Here is a 16,169-nt window from a genome sequence, read left to right as displayed (position 1 = left end):
GCGGGGACCCGGACTTTGGCCTTGGCTTTTGCCCGGGGGACCCCATGCCCGGGCGCGCCGGGGAGGCGGAGTGTCCGTGAGCGGGCTCATATTCTTCCTCGGCCAGGCACGGCCTGGGCGGGCCCCCGGTTCGCCGGTGGCGTGTCTGGCGCGGAAGGTCGTTGCCGCGCGCTCATCGTGTCCAGGTCGTTTTGTCGAAGAGCCCCCGGAGATTGAGCTCCCTGGTCTTGTACACGTCGAAGTCGAAATCCCGGGGGAGAAGCCTGCGCGCCGGCCGCCCCGTTCTGGCGAAAAGGCGCGGCAGACAGGCAAGAATGGCCAGCACGAGCAACCACAAGAAGACATTCATGACGGACCTCCGCGTTTGTTGGCGCGCGATGCTCCTCGGCCAAAGGCCCTGGTCAACATCCGGGCAACCTGATCGGGGCCATGAATCGTGACATCGGTTCGCCGGTCTTTTTCCCCCAGGGTGCGGCCAAGGCTTTCGAACATGCCGCCTGCCGCGGCGGCGATGCGCGTGGTCGTGCCAAGCCAGATGTCGATGCGGCGCGCCTCGTCGCACAGGGCTTTGACGAGGCAATCGCCGAGGTTGCGCACGCAGTCCTCGCCCAGGTCGCTGTAGAGGGTGATATGCATGTTGCCGCCTGCGGTCGTGACGTAGAAAAGACCGCCGTCCTCGGGCGAAATGTAGATTTCCTTCCTGGTTTCTTGGTCCGTTGGGGGCAGCCGGATGTGCCAGCGCATGGCGTCCAGGCAGGAAACGGAAACGGCCGTCAGCCCCCCCGCGACGCTGCATCTGGCCATGGCTTGCCGGATAAACCGCCGTGGAGCCCTGGGCTCCCGTGTGTTTTTCAAATCCTGCGGGGGGGATTGCAATGGTCGGGTGGCTTCCATCTTCCGGTCCTCGTTGACGCCGCTTGTCCGGGCGTTTTTTTGCACCTTTAGCGCAGCCGACGCTTTTTGAAATCGGGCTTTCACCTGTCCGTTATCGGGAAATATTCCCGTTTTTTTGGGAGCGCTTCCCGGAATTTACCGCCTTCTCCCTATCGACCGACAGGAGGGGGGGCATGCTAGAGATGCGGCCGTTTTCTTTTTCCATGGCCTTCTTTCACGACAGAGCCTCAGGCAACCCTTCGAGGAGCACCATGCAACACGGGCAAAAGACCAATGACGTGCTGGGAACCGCCAATCGCGGGACCCCTGTGGAATCGGGATTGTGCAGTTTGTGCCGGGAAGATTGCGCCGGCCGCTGCGAGACGTGGCTGTCGAGCCTGGCTGGTCGAGCCATGCTGTACCCACGGGATTTCGGCAAGGTCACGGCCGGCGCGGGCAATGCCTGCCCGGGCGGCATTTCTTATGACACGCTGCGTATCCAGGGACGGCTCTACGGCGCCTGGGGCCTTGCGCCCGGCCTGACCGCCTCGCCGGACGACTGCCTGTTTCACAATGTCGGTCTGGAAACGACCTTCGGCCGGACCCGGAAGACCAGGATCAAGCTTCCGCTCATGACCGGCGCGCTGGGCTCGACCTTCATCGCGGCGCATTATTGGGACTGTTTCGCCGTGGGCTGTGCCCTGGCCGGCATCCCCATCGTGGTCGGGGAAAACGTGGTCGGCGTCGACCGGCAGGCCGTTTTGGAGCATGGACGCATCCGGCGCGCCCCGGAGCTGGATCGCCGCATCGACGTCTACCGGCGCTACCAGGACCGGGACGGCTACGGGGCGATGATCGTGCAGCTCAACGTCGAGGATGCCCGCAACGGCGTGGCCGAATACCTTATCGACAAATACGGCCCGGACGTGACCATCGAACTCAAATGGGGGCAGGGGGCCAAGAACATCGGTGGTGAAATCAAGGTCCGGGACCTCGACTACGCCCTATTCCTCAAAAAGCGCGGCTACCTCGTGGATCCCGATCCCGAGCTGCCCGAGGTGACGCGGGCTTATGCCGCCGGGGCCATCCGGGAATTTGCCCGCCACAGCCGGCTGGGCTATACGGATGCGGCAAGCGAGGGCCAGGTGCGGGAGGGCTTCCTGGAAAGGGTGGCCTACCTGCGGCGTCTGGGTTTCGAGCGCATTTCGCTCAAGACCGGCGCCTACGGCATGGAGGCGCTGGCCATGGCCATCCGTTATGCCTCGCTGGCCGGCCTCGATCTGCTCACCATCGACGGTTCCGGCGGCGGTACGGGCATGAGCCCCTGGAACATGATGGAGACCTGGGGCGTGCCTTCCCTCCTGCTCCACGCCAAGGCTCGGGAATACGCGGCCCTGCTCGCCGCCTCGGGACAGCCGGTGGCGGACATGTCCCTGGCCGGCGGCTTCGCCCGGGAGGACCACGTGTTCAAGGCGCTGGCCCTGGGCGCGCCGTTCGCCAAGCTCGTCTGCATGGGAAGGGCCCTCATGATCCCGGGGTTTCTCGGCGCGAACATCGAGGGGGCCCTGCATCCCGAACGGCGGGAGCGCGTGCACGGCAACTGGGAGAGCCTGCCGAAGTCCGTGTCGTCGCTTGGCACTTCGCCCGAGCAGCTTTTCGCCACCTGGCACACGCTGCAAAGCCTGCTCGGCGCGGCGGAGATGGAGCGCATCCCTTACGGGGCCGTGGCCACCTTCACCTTGCTGGACAAGCTCGGGGCCGGGCTGCAACAACTTCTGGCCGGGGCGCGGAAGTTCTCCGTCCAGGCCGTTTCCCGGGAGGATATCGTGGCCGCGAACCGGGAAACCGAGCGTGAAACCGGCCTCGCCTACGTCGCGGAGGCCGAGGACGCCATAGCCAGGCGCATTCTGCTCTCCTGACAGGGGGCGGCGCGTACAGGCAGGAAACGACGCCGGACCGGGGAAAACGCCGGTCCGGCCTGTTCCCGACAGGGACGCATTCGATTCGGAACGACCTATGGAGAAGACCGAAAGGCAACGTGCCCTTGCCGCCGGGGCCGCCGTGGCCGCCGGGGAACAACGCCGGACAACGGCCGGACCGGAGTCCGCACCCGAGGAGGTCACGGCGGCCCTGCGCGAGCGCGTCAAGGAATTGGACTGCCTTTACGAAATCACGCGGCTTTCGCAGCGCCACGACCTGGCCCTTGACGACATCCTGTCCGGCGTGGGCGGCATCGTGGCCCGGGCCTGGCAGTATCCCGAAATCGCCAGTGTGAAGCTGACGATCGGCGGCCGCGGCTTTGCGACGCCCGCGGCGCGGCGGCCCGTGGCGAAGCAGTCGAGTCCGATCCGGGTGCATGGGGAAGCCGTCGGCCACATCGAGGTGGGCTATCAGGGCAAGCGGCCGCCCTGCGACGAGGGGCCTTTCCTGCGCGAGGAACGCCATCTGCTCGATGCGGTCGCCGACCACCTCGGGAGAATCATCGAGGCGCGCGAAAACGAGGAGCGGCTGCGGCGGTTGTCCCAGGAACTCCTCAAGGCGCAGGAACACGAGCGGCAGCGCATTGCCCGCGAACTGCACGACGATGTGGGCCAGACCCTGTCCGTGACCCGCATGCATCTGGAGGGGCTGCTGCCCCTGCTCGGGGCTTCCGATCAGGATGGGGCGCGGTGCGTCAGGGAAAAGGTCCAGGAGTGTTCCACTCGCCTGGGAACGGCCATCATGGCCTTGCGTGATCTGGCCTACAACCTGCTGCCGCCGGCCTTGACCCAGCTCGGCCTGGCCGAAACCGCCTGCCGCTTGTGCCAGGAGCTCTCCGCCCGGCACGGGGTGGCCATCGCCTTTTCCGCCGACGGGATGGAAGCGCTCCATATGCCCTTTGAAACGAGCATCAATCTCTACCGCGTGTTGCAGGAAGGATTGGCCAACGCCTGCCGTCATGGCCGCTGTTCGAACATTTCCGTGCGCTTGGTCGCCTCGTATCCCCACTGCCTGCTCCAGATAAGCGACGACGGCCAGGGGTTCGATCCGGAGACGCGCCTTCCCCAGGCCTTGGCGGAAAAGCACATGGGGCTTTGGAGCATGGGCGAACGTATCCGGCTGCTCGGCGGACGGTTCACGCTGCGCGCGCGTCCCGGCAAGGGGGTGCGCATCAAGGTGGAAGTCCCCGTGGAGGGACAAGGCCCATGTCCGATGCCCTGAAGATTCTCCTGGTCGATGACCATCCGCTCTTTCGGGAGGGGCTGCGCTCGCTGATCGCCGGGCAATCGGCCTACACCGTCCTTGGCGAAGCCGGCACGGCCGGGGAGGCGTTGGAGCTGGCCAGGACGCAGGCGCCGGACATCGTCGTGCTGGACATCGGCCTGCCCGACGCCGACGGCATCGAGGTCATCCGGCGGTTGCGCGCCCTGCCCGCGCCGCCGCGCATCCTCGTGGTCAGCATGCACACGCGCCTGGATCTGGTGGCGGAGAGCCTGCGGCTGGGGGCGCTCGGCTATGTCCTCAAGGATTCCGCCGCGGTCAGTTTGCTGCACGGCCTGGACGCCGTTTCCCGGGGGGATCGCTACCTCGACGGGGCCATAGTGCCCCAGGTGCTCCTCAAGCTCGACGAATACGCCACGCATCGCTCGCGGCCCGCCGATCCGGCCTACGACACCCTGACCCGCCGTGAACAGCAGATCCTGCGCCTGCTGGCCGAGGGGCGCGGCGTCGCGGCCATTGCTGCGGATCTCTATATTTCCCGCAAGACCGTCGAAAACCACCGCTCGAACATCTTCGGCAAGCTCGGCTTTTCCAATATGGCCGAGCTGGTCCATTATGCCGTCAAAATGGGCCTTATCGAAGTGGGTGACGACACGGCATGACCCTGCCCTCCGCGCTGGCGGGGCTGTCCGGTCGCAGTGGGGGGGCAGCCTCTGGGAAAAAACGCTTGACCTGCCCGTCCCCGGAAGTGTAGCTCCCCCGCTCCGACAACAGCCAACGAAACCAACGCTTTTTGTCCCCCGGCTTTTTTTCGGGAACGAAATCCCGGTGGGGGGACTTCGGGACGGGGCGGGGCATCGCGCCGGTTCCCGGTTCCGTTCCCAGGCATCGCGGATCCGGGGGCGCGCGCGTGCGCGACATTCCGTGGCCATAGTTTAACACCCTGAAATAATTTCAAATCAAATTTCGTGAAGGGGTCGCGTTGACGCGGTGTCAACGGGGTCTTTTTGCTTTTTCCGCCGGGTTTCGTGCCTGGGTCAATCTGTTGGCGCCAGAGAAATACGGAGATGTTATGTCGGTGGCTCTTGGAATTGATTTCGGAACATCAAATTCCGCTGTTGGTTTTTTAAAGGACGGCCTTCCTTGTCTTGTGGAATTGGAAGGCAAGAGGCAAACGATTCCGAGCGCCATTTTTTTTGACACCGAAGAGCATGCAGTGCTGTTCGGAAATGAGGCGATAGCGTTTTATATGGATGGTTGTGAGGGGCGTTTGTTGCGATCCCTCAAGAGTATCCTTGGCAGCTCGCTGATCAACGAATCGACGGAAGTGGGCTACGAAAACATTCTCTTTAAAGATATTATCGTCAGTTTCATAGAACAGTTGAAGCGCAGGGCCGAAGCCACTGTGGGCCATGCTGTCGAGAATGTGGTCATGGGGCGGCCTGTTCGGTTTGTGGACGCCGACGAGCAGGCCGATGCGCTTGCGCAAGGGCATCTGGAGGAAATCACAAGAAAGGCCGGTTTCCGCCATGTGTTTTTTCAGTATGAACCAATAGCGGCGGCTCTGGATTATGAACAATCGGTCACGAAGGAAGAGCTTGCGTTGATTGTCGATATCGGTGGCGGCACGTCCGATTTTTCCATCGTTCGCGTTTCCCCGGACAGGCGGGGCAAGCTGGACAGGAAGCAAGACATCCTCGCCAACACGGGCGTGCATATCGGCGGGACCGATTTGGACTTGAAACTGAGTCTCGAGCAAGTCATGCCGTTGTTCGGCTACAGGACGCGGACAAGGAGCCTTTTCCCCGGTGATGCGATACTGGATCTGCCTCCAACCTATTATCGCGAGCTGGCGACATGGCACAAAATAGTCTTTTTGTATAACAACAGAGCGTTGCAAGGCGTAAAAAACATTCACTACCATGCACAGCGGCAAGATCTGGTGGATCGGCTGGTCAGGATTATCCAGAAGCAGGAAGGCCATCGCCTGGCCGGTGATGTCGAGGCTGCCAAAATTGCGCTTTCGGAAAGGGATGCCGCCTCAGTCTCGTTGCACTATGTCGAGAATGGCCTTCACGCCTCAGTTTCCCGGAGTAGGTTCGAGGGTGATATCGAGAAGGAAAAAGACGGCATCGTTTTCCAGATCAAGGAATGTCTCAAAAGGGCCGGCGTATCCTCTTCGAAGATACAGACGCTTTTCATGACAGGTGGAAGCACGGCGATTCCGCTCATAGCACAAGCGTGCAGAGATGCTGTTCCCTCTGTGCGCATGGTCGAGGGCAACAGGTTCGGGAGTGTCGGGATGGGGCTTACGATTGATGCGGGGATCAAATTCGGGAGATAAAAGAGGGGGGCATATCGGGACGTTCCCCCGGCCGTGGCGGCCAGGAAACGGCATCGGCCCGGGCAAGCGGAAGAGGGCAGGCTCACGAAGGAGAACCTTTTCCGGCTAAAATGCCCCAGCCCAGGCCCCAGGCGATTCTCCGGAGCTTAGCCGCCCGGGAGCCCGTCACGGTCTTCCGCCGGATCCGGCAGGCCTGTTTCCCCGCGCCTGGCGCGTTCGAACTCCTCGCGGACCATGTCGCGGAGGGCGGCCGCCCTCTGGTCAGCGCCCTGGATGGCGTCCCAGTCCGGTTCCCGGCCGACCTTCTGCAGGAGCAGGCCATCCGCGCCGAACCAGTACGGCAGCAAACCGGCCAGAAAATACCCCCTGGCCAGCAGCAACTCCACGGCTGGAGGGGCTGCCGCGTCGCCAAGGTTCAGGAATATCTGGAGCACGCCTTGTGGTCCGGCCTTGGCTTCGGCCGCGGAAACAACAGCGCCAAAATCCCTGCCGGCCCGGGTTACGGTCAGGCGCATGAGGCCGGTCTTCTGGATGAAGAAAGGGCTCGCCAGGGTATCTCCCGAGAGCGCCGCCGCAGAAGAAAACACTCGGGGGAGCGCCAGTTCCGCATACATCGTCTCGCAAAACGTCCGGTATGGCTCGGGCGCATGCACGTCGCGGGAGGTCTTTTCGAACACCTTGAACATCAACAACAGCGAGATGTCGCGAGCCCCGTCGTTCTCCTTGGCCTGGACGCCGGACGACATGCATTCGACCTCGAGTCCGGTAAATGCCAAGCCCCTGGGCAGAACGATACGTTGGGAAACCGTATGGTTGCTCACGGCCTCAAGGAAGACCACGGGGATTCGCAGCTGCTTGGGTAGTTTGTCGTGGGCCACCAGGCTGAATTCCGTGCTGAGGCCCCTTTTTCGATAGCTTTTGAGGACCATGAGTTGTCCGGCTTCGTATACGCCGGGATTGGGCGCGTGGCGAAACAGTCCGAACAGCCCGACCACCTCCCCACGCGGCGTCCGGGCGACCACGGTGTATTGGTCGTCCGTGGCATTGCGGCGGATGATCTCCTTTGGGTCGTAGACATGCTCCAGCGGAAAGGTATCGCCGTATGTCGCATAATAGGCCAGGGCGACGCCCAGGGCGTCCTCGGGACGAAAAAGCTCTATCGCGACATCCTGGCCGGGCTCGATCACCCGGTGCGACTCCCGGAGTTTTCCGATCAATTCCTCGCGTCCCATGCGCATCTCCTCAGGCTCCCGGGGCCCCGTTTCCTCGGCTGGAGCGGAAGCGAAGGTCACGCCCCAAGGCTCGCATCGCCCACCACCAGTTTCTGGTTGAGGAAATCCACCACGGTGAATCGCGGGGCAAAGACCGGTTCACGGTCCACCAGGCCGGTTCCCCGAAGCAGGCAGGTCAGGACTTCGCAGGCGAGCAGCGTGTTCGCCGCCAGAGCGCCGATGGCCGTGGTGGGCAGGATGCCGGACGCGCCGCCCCCGGCAATGCGGTCCATGACCGGACGGTTGAAGAAGTCCCCGAAAAGCGACGGCAGCAAACCCTGGTTGCCGTCGGACCGCTCCTGCACCAGCCGCCAGAATGCCTCCGGCATCATGCCGCCCGGCTCGTGGGCCACCAGCAGGGTGCCGAAGCCGATGGCCCCGCAGGTGAACATGGGGAGGTCGTATTTTTCAAGCAGGGCAGGAGTCATGGCCTTGATATCGTGGCCTTTCTCCACATCGATAACGCCGACGTACACGTCGGCCCCGGCCAGAAACCCTTCGAGATTGCCGCCGGTGACACCCTCCGGGAAGCATTCGAGCTCCAGGGCCGGATTGATGGACCGGGCCAACTCCACATACACGTCGAGCTTCGGGCGCCCCATGGTCTGGCCCAAGGCCCCGGCCTGCCGGTTCATGTCCGGCGGGTCGAAAACGCCGTTTTCCGCCAGCCGGAAACGCGTCACCCCGCAGCGGACCAGGGCCAGGAACGCGCCGCCGCCCACGCCGCCAAGCCCGGCCAGGGCGACAACCTTGCCCCGCAGGACCGCCAGACCTTCCTCGGTAAAGATGGGCACCGCCCGGTTCAGGAATGCCTCGGCCATGCTCACCCCCGGCATCCCGACGCGCCGTCGCACAGGGAGTAGACGGTTTCGCCGTGGCTGTGGCGATCGGCGTCGCTCAGGCGCAGATCGCCGAGCAACTCGGCCATGACTTCCGGCTCACGGTGGTAGCCGAGTTCCTCCACTTCCCGCAGGGCCTCTTCGCGGGAGAGCAGCCCGAAGAAGACCCCCGCGCCCACTTCCACGATGGACTGTGGGAAGGAGGTGGAGCGCATGTTGCGAAAGCGCATGTACTGGCAGTAGTCCTTGACTTTTTCGATGCGGCAGCTGGTGTGCAGCAACCCCTTCTGGCCCGGGGGCATCTTCCAGTCCATTTCCTTGTGCATCAACGTCGCGACCTCCTTCCAGGAGCCGTAGAGCGCATTCGTCTTTAGGCGGAGGAATTGCGGCACAAAAACGGATTCGTCCTTCCTGGCCCGCGCAAGGAGGCGATCGAGAGGTCCGTAGATCGGGTTCAGACCGCTTCGGATGGACCGCTGGTAGCGGATGTAGTCCGCCATGAGGGAAAAGGGATCGGGCGGTTCGGGCGCGCGGGCCGCCATCCCCAGGAATTGGAGGGTCTGCTCGCGGATGGACAGGGGCGCCGGCCGGGCCGGTCCCTTGCCGGATTGCAGGCTGCGCATGACATGGCTCATGACCGCGAGCTGGACTTCCTCGACCCCCTGCATGACCACCGGGATCCGTTCCGAGGCGGCGAGCGGAAAGAAAAGGACATGGGCCACGGTCGGGCAGAGGCACGGCGCTCCCACCTGGCCGAACTGGGCGCGCATGGCGTCCCGGACGGCGTTTATCGGCAGGGTCCGTTCCACCAGTTCGACATCCGGCAGCAGTTCGAGGGCCCGGCGGATATTCCCGCGGCAGGTGTCGTTGGTATAGGGCATGTTCCAGGACGCGGCCAGGACGCGCAGCCCGAGTTGTTTCGCCAGATACCACAGCAGAAAGGTGGAATCCTTGCCGCCGGTGCAAAGGACCATGACGTCGAAGCGGGAGTCCTTGTTGGCCTTGGCGATCGACAGCAAGGCGGCCTCGTCCACGGCATTGCGCGGCCCGGCGGAACCTCCCGTTTGTTCGGCCCGCTCGTAGCACTGGCAGAAGGCGCACACCCCCCGGGCATCGAACTCCAGCCCCGGCAGCAGATGGTCGTCGGCCACGCATCGGGTGCAGGTCCGCTTGTGATCGGCCGTGGACGGCTGCCGCCGGTCCTGCTTGTCCACCACGATCCCCTCCGCGACCAGTCGGCTGAAGGTCTCGCTTTCGCGTACGGCCGCCGGCAGGCTGTCCAGGGACGTCGCGCCGTCAAGCCCGGCCAAGGCCTCGGCCAGGGCAGCCGGCACGGGCAGGACCGTTTCCTGATGGTGGGGCGGATTGCGCAGGCCGTAATAGACCAGGACCTTCCCGTCCCGACTGTCACGCACCGCCCAGCGGTATTGAAGTGCGGGATGCGATGGCAAACGCATGGCGACCTCGTTTCGGTTTCGGTAAGACCATGGAAACGGCCTGGACCATGCGGGTGCCGCTCTCCGTGCCCTGTGGTTCCCCGATTGCGCGGGCATGTTGCTGTGTCCCATCCTGAAGTGCGAGGATGTGTTTTTCGTATGCCATGGGCGGGATGACGTCGAGCGTAAACCGCTGCCGGCCGGCATGGCCGGTTTGCCGCGCGGACGGGAATCCGCTATCCTCCTTTGCCAGGAAGCGACCAAGGTCCATCAAGCCTGTTGCCGGGAGTTCCCTATGTCCGAGGACGTCAGCGTGTCGCTGGAGATTCCGGCGGAAACCGTTTTTGCCTGTCCCGTGGCCGGGCTGGCCAACGTTCTGGCGGAACGCGCGGGCTTCGGCCAGAGGGAACGCTACCGCTTCCAGTTGACTGTCGAGGAATTCTGCCTGTGCCTCGCCGGCCTCGCCGAGGGCAGCCGGCCCCTCGCCCTTGGCCTCACCGGCAAACGGCACCAGTTGTGCGCCTCGTTTGCCTTCCAGGCGGGCAACCTTTCCCTGGGCGCGCTGAACATCACATCCCGCGCCTCGCTTTGCACGACCGACGACGCGTTAGCCGGGGATATCGGCCTGCTTTTGGCCGGCAAGGCCGCGGATCGTTTCCATCTCAAGCATCAGGGCGCGGATCGGTTCCTCCTCGAAGCCACTGTGGACAGATCGTATCCGCCGGTCGCGCCGGTCCGCCTTCCCGAGGGCTTGCGCGCGCCCTTCGCCATCCACCCGGATCCCAGCCCGGCGCAGCTCACCCACGCCGCCACCCTGGCCATCTCCGCCTATCCTCCCTGGCAGTGCCCAAGCAGCTTCCGGACGCCCGGCAAGTTTCCCGACATGGTGGCCGAGGGCCAAGTGGCTTGCATCCTGGCCTGCGACGCCACGGGGCAAATCGCCGGCCTGTTGCCCTGGAGCCCGTGCAGCGGGCAGGCCCTGTATTTTTCCGGTCCCTTTGTGTTTACCCCACCGGAAATGACGGCCGGCGTGGCCCGGCTTCTGGTCGACGGCTTCCTGTCGGCCGTGGCCCGAGGGCCGCACAGCATCGTGCTCAGTTTTCGGGCCACCGCCGATCTCCCCCAGGCCTCTTTCGAGCCCCTGGGGGCTCTCCAGTCCATGACGGACGGTCGTTTGGAATCCCACCCGGTGGTGTTTCGCCATCTGCGCGAGGATAACGGCCTGGCGGTCTGGTGCGCGCCGCAGCTGGAGGAATTCCTGCGCCAGACGTATGACCGACTGGCCTTGCCCCGGGACATCCTGCCCGTGGAGGTGCCGACCGGCCGGTCCCGACGGGAATCCCTGCTCGGCGCCACTTATGACCAGGTTCGCAAATTCGCCGAGTTGGAGCCGTTTCTCGACGGCGAGGACCTCACGGCGAATTTGGCGGCTCATGTGGCGGCCTTTCGCCGCAAAGGCATCGGCGCCATCCTCTATTCCATGGATCTTGCCGTTCCCTGGGAAGCGGCCCTGGCCGGCGACCTGATCGAGGCCGGCTTCGCGCCGATGGCCGTCCTTCCCCAGGGCGGGCAGGCTGACAAGGTCATCTGGCAGTATGCGCGGCTTGCTTGATCTCGTGCCGGACTATGTCCGGTCTTTCGAGCGCTACGTTCCCAGCCGGCCCGATCCGGTGCTCATGCGCCAGTTCGGCGTGGAGCACCTTTTCCGGCTCAACAACAACGAAAACGCCCTGGGGCCGCCGCCCTTGGCCCAAGAGGCCATTGCCGCCTTCCGGCCCGAGCTGGGCGCCATCTACCCCAGCGGCGACGCCTATGACCTGCGCCAGGCCCTGGCCGCCCGTTTCGGCAAATCCCCGGACCGGTTCCTGGTCGGCAACGGCTCCTGCGAGGTCATCAGCTCCGTCATCCGGGCCTTCTGCGGGCCTGGCGACGCCATTGTGACCGCCGACAAGACCTTTGCCGTCTACGAGTGGGTGGCGCAATTTTCCGGAATCGAAACCCGGCTGGTTCCCCTGGCGGGTCGGGCCCTGTCAGCCGCAGCCATGCTGGCGGCCGTCACGGAGCGCACCAAGGTCCTCTTCGTGTGCAATCCCAACAATCCCACCGGGTCCTGGTGGAACCGGGCCACCCTTGAACGCTTTCTGACCGCCCTCGACGGCCGGGCCCTGGTGGTGCTCGACGAGGCCTACCGCGAGTTCCTGGACGATCCGGATTTTCCCGACGGCATGGAGGTCATGGAGCGCCACGCCAACGTCCTGGTCTTTCGCACCTTCTCCAAGATGTACGGCCTGGCCGGTTTTCGGATCGGCTACCTGTGCGGCTCCCTGGAGGCGGTGGATATCGTGCGGCGCACCCACATCGCCTATTCGGTGAACATCCTGGGCCAGATCGCGGCCATGGCGGCCTTGGCCGACGACGCCGGGCACCTTGCCGCCACCCGGCGCATGGTGGACGAAGCCAGGTGCTTTCTCCGCGACCTGTTTGACGCCATGGGGCTGGAATACGTGAGCCAAGCCGGCAACTTCATCATGGTCCGCACGCCGATCTCCGACACCATGCTCTACCGCAAGCTCATGCGCGAGGGCGTGATGGTGCGCACCATGACCGGCTTTCGCTGCCCAAACTGGATTCGCGTCACCCTGGGCCGGGAGCAGGCTATGGAAGCCTTCGCCAAGGCCCTGCCCAAGGTCCTGAGCACGCATGAACGCCCGGACGTGATCCCGTCCCACAAGGGACGCATTTGGCGCGTTCGCTAGCGAAACAAGCGGGGTACAAAACCGGCAGGAGTGTCTCTGGGACAGGCCTGACGGTTTTTTGCCTCCCGTGCCATCTTAATTGGCGGCAAGTTCAGGCGCGCCCCAGACAGGAGCCAGCCGGACCAATTCCTCGCGCGGCAATTGCACCAACACCGGTTTTTTCGAAGCGTCGAGCCAGCCTAACATAGCACGCAGGCTCGGTTCGGCCATGGCCGTGCAGCCCGCCGTGGGCGCGCCAGGACCCCGCCACAAGTGCATGAAAATGCACGAACCGGCCCCTGGCCGGGCGTTCGGGGCATTGTGATCCACGAACAGTCCGAAACGATACAGGCCGTCCGGCCGCAACATCCGCTCCTCACTGCCCCAGTCCTTGGTTGCCGTGTTCTCCTCGAACATTTGATTGTAATACTTGGATGCGACGGTATCCACGCAAACGGTTTGCGTGGTGACCTGGTACACGGGGAACCTGGGCGATGCTCCGGCGGACTCGGACGGGCCGATAAAGGCGCGCGGCAAACTGAAAACGCCTGCAGGCGCACGCCCGTCCCCTTCCGCCTTGACCGGAGCCGCTGAGAGCCGTTCGCCATGCAGGCCTCTGCCCCAGGCCAGGCCGTTTCGCCCCAAACTCACGGGCACTTCATCGCCAACAGGGTGCCAGGTCCCCTTGGGCCCGGAACGCTCGAAACGGCGCAGCCGGGCATGGTCCGTGTTCCAGTTCCCGGCCACCACCAGCACAAGTTGGCTGGACCCTGCCAGAGGCGAAGTCCGCACCAGGGCTGGATCGATTTGCGCCTTCGGTTTTTTGGCGGCCTGGCACCCCAGCCCCAGGCCCATGACAAGGACGATCAGGAGTGACAACGTCGTATAGTGTCTCATGTCTTGCGCTCTCCCTGGCAGTCATGGTTGCGTCATCCGACGACCGCTCTGTCTTAGCCTGATATTTCCAAGCCGGGAAGGGCGTGGGGGGCTATTCGGTCGTGATTGTTCAGAAATGAGTCGGCCGGGCGACTCCTGGCGGTTCTCCAGAGCTGAGCCGTTTGGGCGGTTTTCCCGCCCCGGTGGTGGCGAAGCCGCGAAGCGCCGGACGCTTGGAACGCGGAACTGGCAGGAGCTCATGGCCCGGCTTTCGATCTTTTTCAGGAACGGCGCAAAGACTCTCTCTGTAGCCCCCTCAACCAGGGACGTTTCCACAGTTTTCGGGACACTCCCTTCTTCTTTCTTGCGCCAGCCCTTCCTCCCAGGGCCATGTGAAAGCTTGTGTTGTCCCCCCTCTCCGGCGAAGCGGTTCGGCCAGTCGTCTGCGGCTCCCCCGATTCCGCGCTGCGATCCAGAGCCAGAAACCCAAGGCGGGATAGGTGAAGACGGCGCCGGGAAAACGCGCTGCCGTAACCAACTCCAATTCTCTTCCATTTTTTGGGGAGCGTCATTTGATGGATGCAGCACTTTCCGAATAAAGTTCAAGCTGGTGCGGAGAATGATCTGGCGCTAAACTGTGAGAGGTGCTAGAATGGAAACAATCGATGATTGTTGATGGCCAGGATATGAATTGATCTGAGCAAGGCGCGTGCCGGGATGAGGGGCGCTGCATCGGTGTTCATGGAACTCGCCTATCATGAGGTGTATTTCACGGGAAATATACTTGCCAGACAATACTATTTCTTTCGTTATGTTCATGCTTGTTGGCAAGAAAGTTGGCTTAAAACGCCTTCCTTGAGAAGGTGAATGGCCACTTGGCGTGGATTATTATTGAAAAAAGAAAATAAATAGCTGGTGATGCGATAAATTCAGAAAATTACCTTGATACAATAAACCTCAGGAGGCTTCTTATGAATGCTCAGACAATGCCGAAGCTTTTCGTCAATGGGCACATCTATCAGAACGCCGCGAGTCTCGTGGACAACCTGCTTGTGAAGGACGGCTTGGTCGCGGCCGTCAACGTCAATCCGTCCGAACACAAAGACGCCGAGGTTGTCGATCTTGCCGGTGCCGCCGCATATCCCGGATTTTGCGATAGCCATGTCCACCTGGTCGAATCGGGCCTCATGTTTAGCGGAGCGGACCTGCGCGGCAAGGATACGCCGGAGAAGATCGCCCAGGCCGTGGCCGTGGCCATGGCCAGCCATCCGGGCGACGCGCCCTTTTTCGGCGGCGCCTTCACGGTGACGGACTACGACGCGTGGTCCCTGGCTGACCTGGCCAGGATCGACGCCGTAACCGGCGATCGCATCGTCCTGATCGTCGACGATCTTGGCCATAACATGCTGGTCAATTCCGCGGCCATGGCCAAGGCGGGCATCACCGCCGCCACGCCGGTTCCCTCCGGTGGGAAGGTTGTCGTTGAGGACGGCAAGCCCACGGGCATGTTGCGCGAAGAGGCCATGACCCTGGCTGGGAACCCGCTTCTCCCGCTTTTTAACGAAGGGATCATCCTCCCCGGAACCCTTCAATTCATGAACGCCTGGGCCTCCATGGGCTATACGGCCATCGTGGACCTCATGGGCGCCCCCATCGGCCGCGTCAACCATGCGGACATGTGCAGGGAGATGGAACGAAAAGGTATTCTGCCGCTGCGCGTGAATTACAACTATACCTTCTTCGGGCTGGACGATCTCGACGGAGGGCTCGAGGAGCGGGGGAAGGACACGGACCTTGTGCGTTTCATAGGAAACAAGCTCTTCATCGACGGCGCCTATACGGCGGGACAGGCGTGGACCACCTGGGAAAACGCCAAGGGCGATCACGGGTTGCACACGGTCGCCGCCGACGATTCCATGGGCAAATCCCAGAATATCAACCGCATCATAGCCCGGCTGGAGGAGTTGGGACTCAACTGTCACTATCATATCCAGGGCGACCAGGCCCTGGACGCGACCCTGGACGCCCTGGCCGCCGCTGCGGCCAAAACCGGCGGCCTGAAGTGCGTGCACACCCTCATTCATCTCGCCTTCCCGCGTCCCGACCAGATCAAGCGCATCACCACCTTCAAGGGCAAGGTCGTCGCGACCATGCAGCCGGGATTCTGGCAGGCCGAGGCGGGGTTGGAGCGGTATTACGGCGACGCGAACAATGCGTCCTATCCCGTCAAGGAAATGATCGATGCGGGCGTGTCGGTGGGCATGAGCACCGATTTCGGCGTCTCTCCCCTGGAGTTGAGCGCGCCCACCAAGATCATGAACATCGCCATGATCGGCGGCGGGGCGTCCCGTACGCCGCTTTCCATGCAAGATGTCATCGCCGGCCTGACCCAGGGCAGCGCCGCCACCACGGGAAGAAACGATTGCGGCGCCCTGGATCCCGGCAAAAAAGCCGATATGGTGGTCTATGAGAGGGACTTGTACGCGGTGCCGGCGTCGGAGCTTTCCAAAAACAACCCCAAGGTGCTGGCAACCTATATCAGCGGCCGCAAGGCATTTGACTCCAGCTTGAAGAAAAATGGTTAGAAGGTGCAG

General features: G+C 63.3%; 13 protein-coding genes. 7 read left to right on the top strand and 6 right to left on the bottom strand.

Annotation, left to right across the window (positions count from 1 at the left end):
• Positions 1-172 precede the first annotated feature (172 nt).
• Both ACMZ6R_RS00535 and ACMZ6R_RS00530 read right to left on the bottom strand, forming a co-directional pair.
• Positions 173-349, bottom strand: a complete 177-nt coding sequence (locus ACMZ6R_RS00535) for a hypothetical protein (protein WP_416108691.1) — start codon at positions 347-349, stop codon at positions 173-175.
• A complete protein-coding gene (locus ACMZ6R_RS00530; protein ID WP_416108689.1) occupies positions 346-804 on the bottom strand; it encodes a hypothetical protein in 459 nt (152 codons plus the stop codon). Before ACMZ6R_RS00530 ends, ACMZ6R_RS00535 begins: the two co-directional genes overlap by 4 nt.
• Positions 805-1,145: 341 nt before the next feature.
• Between ACMZ6R_RS00530 and ACMZ6R_RS00525 the strand changes: the two genes are divergently transcribed.
• The 4 genes from ACMZ6R_RS00525 (at position 1,146) to ACMZ6R_RS00510 (ending at position 6,418) form a co-directional block, all read left to right on the top strand.
• Positions 1,146-2,792, top strand: coding sequence for a glutamate synthase-related protein (locus tag ACMZ6R_RS00525; RefSeq protein WP_416108688.1), 1,647 nt, complete (start codon positions 1,146-1,148; stop codon positions 2,790-2,792).
• Between the two features lie 97 nt (positions 2,793-2,889).
• Positions 2,890-4,074: a sensor histidine kinase gene (locus ACMZ6R_RS00520; protein ID WP_416108686.1), complete on the top strand. Its 1,185-nt coding sequence runs from the start codon at positions 2,890-2,892 to the stop codon at positions 4,072-4,074.
• A complete protein-coding gene (locus tag ACMZ6R_RS00515) occupies positions 4,059-4,736 on the top strand; it encodes a response regulator (protein ID WP_416108684.1) in 678 nt (225 codons plus the stop codon). The genes ACMZ6R_RS00520 and ACMZ6R_RS00515 overlap by 16 nt, the downstream gene beginning before the upstream one ends.
• A 410-nt stretch (positions 4,737-5,146) precedes the next feature.
• Positions 5,147-6,418: an Hsp70 family protein gene (locus ACMZ6R_RS00510; protein WP_416108682.1), complete on the top strand. Its 1,272-nt coding sequence runs from the start codon at positions 5,147-5,149 to the stop codon at positions 6,416-6,418.
• Positions 6,419-6,564: 146 nt separating this feature from the next.
• Here the strand turns inward: ACMZ6R_RS00510 and ACMZ6R_RS00505 are convergent, their stop codons facing one another.
• From ACMZ6R_RS00505 to ACMZ6R_RS00495, 3 genes are read right to left on the bottom strand one after another with little or no spacing between them, the layout of a single operon-like run.
• Positions 6,565-7,650 (bottom strand): GNAT family N-acetyltransferase, encoded by a 1,086-nt coding sequence (locus ACMZ6R_RS00505; protein ID WP_416108680.1) that lies wholly within the window; start codon positions 7,648-7,650, stop codon positions 6,565-6,567.
• 56 nt (positions 7,651-7,706) lie between these two features.
• Positions 7,707-8,510 (bottom strand): ThiF family adenylyltransferase, encoded by an 804-nt coding sequence (locus tag ACMZ6R_RS00500; RefSeq protein WP_416108679.1) that lies wholly within the window; start codon positions 8,508-8,510, stop codon positions 7,707-7,709.
• Between the two features lie 2 nt (positions 8,511-8,512).
• Entirely contained in the window at positions 8,513-9,985 is a 1,473-nt protein-coding gene (locus ACMZ6R_RS00495) for a hypothetical protein (protein WP_416108677.1), read from the bottom strand.
• A 274-nt stretch (positions 9,986-10,259) separates the two neighbouring features.
• Here ACMZ6R_RS00495 and ACMZ6R_RS00490 point away from each other — a divergent pair, with 274 nt between their 5' ends.
• Positions 10,260-11,576: a hypothetical protein gene (locus ACMZ6R_RS00490; RefSeq protein WP_416108676.1), complete on the top strand. Its 1,317-nt coding sequence runs from the start codon at positions 10,260-10,262 to the stop codon at positions 11,574-11,576.
• Positions 11,560-12,720, top strand: a complete 1,161-nt coding sequence (hisC, locus tag ACMZ6R_RS00485) for a histidinol-phosphate transaminase (protein ID WP_416108675.1) — start codon at positions 11,560-11,562, stop codon at positions 12,718-12,720. The genes ACMZ6R_RS00490 and hisC overlap by 17 nt, the downstream gene beginning before the upstream one ends.
• Positions 12,721-12,795: 75 nt before the next feature.
• Here hisC and ACMZ6R_RS00480 read toward each other — a convergent pair whose 3' ends face one another.
• Entirely contained in the window at positions 12,796-13,596 is an 801-nt protein-coding gene (locus tag ACMZ6R_RS00480) for a L,D-transpeptidase family protein (RefSeq protein WP_416108674.1), read from the bottom strand.
• 950 nt (positions 13,597-14,546) lie between these two features.
• Between ACMZ6R_RS00480 and ACMZ6R_RS00475 the strand changes: the two genes are divergently transcribed.
• The gene (locus tag ACMZ6R_RS00475; RefSeq protein ID WP_416108673.1) at positions 14,547-16,160 is read left to right on the top strand and encodes an amidohydrolase; all 1,614 of its coding nucleotides are present in this window, start codon (positions 14,547-14,549) and stop codon (positions 16,158-16,160) included.
• Positions 16,161-16,169 lie beyond the last annotated feature (9 nt).

The sequence above is a fragment of the Solidesulfovibrio sp. C21 genome (assembly GCF_047785625.1).
Taxonomy (GTDB): domain Bacteria; phylum Desulfobacterota; class Desulfovibrionia; order Desulfovibrionales; family Desulfovibrionaceae; genus Solidesulfovibrio.
The sequence above is the reverse complement of the archived record's forward strand: the minus strand, read 5'-3'. Positions and strand labels throughout refer to the sequence as shown.